Raw genomic sequence first — 274 nt, 5'->3', positions numbered from 1 at the left:
CCGGTTGCTCAAGCTATCGCCGCACGTGCAACTGCTGCGCAGACATCCTACGATCGGTGACCAATGGTTCGGCATCGACGATACGCAGGCGATCTTCGAGGCGACCAGTCATCTCGTGCAGCTAGGTCATCGCCGGATCGGCTACATCGGCGGCACCGACGAGCTGCCTACCGGTTCGGCACGGCTGAAGGGTTATCACAAGGCGCTCCCCGGCGGTGAATCCGTGGACCCCGCCCTCGTGCAACTTGGCGCGCCCAGCGAGGCCGACTTCGGC

The 274-nt window shown here is 64.6% G+C and carries 1 pseudogene; it reads left to right on the top strand.

What is annotated here, in order from left to right:
* Window positions 1-274: pseudogene (locus SB753_RS37170) on the top strand (LacI family transcriptional regulator); the annotation flags it as partial.

Source organism: Paraburkholderia sp. SIMBA_053, from assembly GCF_046534895.1.
In the GTDB taxonomy this organism is placed as follows: Bacteria; Pseudomonadota; Gammaproteobacteria; order Burkholderiales; family Burkholderiaceae; genus Paraburkholderia; species Paraburkholderia caledonica.
This window is presented reverse-complemented; position numbering and strand designations above follow the sequence as displayed.